This is a genomic window from Pseudarthrobacter albicanus (assembly GCF_018224015.1).
Classification (GTDB): Bacteria; Actinomycetota; Actinomycetes; order Actinomycetales; family Micrococcaceae; genus Arthrobacter; species Arthrobacter albicanus.
Genome location: NZ_JAGPOT010000210.1, coordinates 1 through 861 on the forward strand (window position 1 = coordinate 1; position 861 = coordinate 861).

1 protein-coding gene is annotated in these 861 nt (G+C 68.3%); it reads left to right on the top strand.

All coding sequences use genetic code 11. The features are described 5' to 3' along the window. Positions 1 to 852, top strand: an 852-nt coding sequence (locus J9611_RS21475) for an IS1380 family transposase (protein ID WP_211883312.1), incomplete at its 5' end; no start/stop codon positions are given. Positions 853 to 861: the final 9 nt, after the last annotated feature.

Sequence of the window (861 nt, forward strand, 5' to 3'; positions counted from 1 at the left end):
CCGGTGGTCCTGGCCCAGCGGCTGCGCAAGGGTGCGGCGAACTCGGCCCGCGGCGCCAAACGCCTGATCACCGACGCCCTGTCCGCCCTCAAGCGCGTCCACGCCGGCGGGCGGGTCCTCTGTCGGTTCGATTCGGCCTTCTACGGCCATGATCCGGTGGCCGCGGCGCTGGCCGGCGGGGCGCAGGTCTCGGTGACCGTGCGCATGGACCCGGCCGTCAAACGCGCCATCGCCGGGATCCCTGAAACGGCGTGGAAAACGATCGAATACACCGACGCGGTCTTCGACGAGACCACCAACACCTGGATCTCGAAGGCCGAGGTCGCCGAAACAGTGTTCACCGCGTTCAGCTCCCGCAAAACGACCGAACGTATCCCCGGGCGCCTGGTCGTGCGGCGCATCCCCGAACTCAACCCGAAAGCCAACGACGGGCAGGAAACCCTGTTCCAGACGCACCGGCATCACGCCTTCTTCACCACAGTCCCCGCCGAAGTCCTGGACACCGTCGCAGCGGACAAAACCCACCGCAAACACGCGCTCATCGAGCAGGTGAATGCCGATCTGAAGGACAGCGCACTGGCCCACCTGCCCTCCGGTGTATTCGCGGCGAACTCGGCCTGGCTGGTCGCCGCAGTCATGGCCTACAACCTCACCCGCGCCGCCGGGATCCTCGCCGCGGGCCCCTTCGGCAAGGCCAGGACCGGGACGGTCCGCCGCAAACTCATCCACGTCCCGGCCAGGATCGCCTCCAGCGCCCGGCAGGTCCGACTCCACCTACCCGAGTCCTGGCCCTGGCAAACCGCCTGGGAAGAGCTCTTCACCACCGTCCACGCCCCGCCGCAAGCGGCATAGAACCCCGAC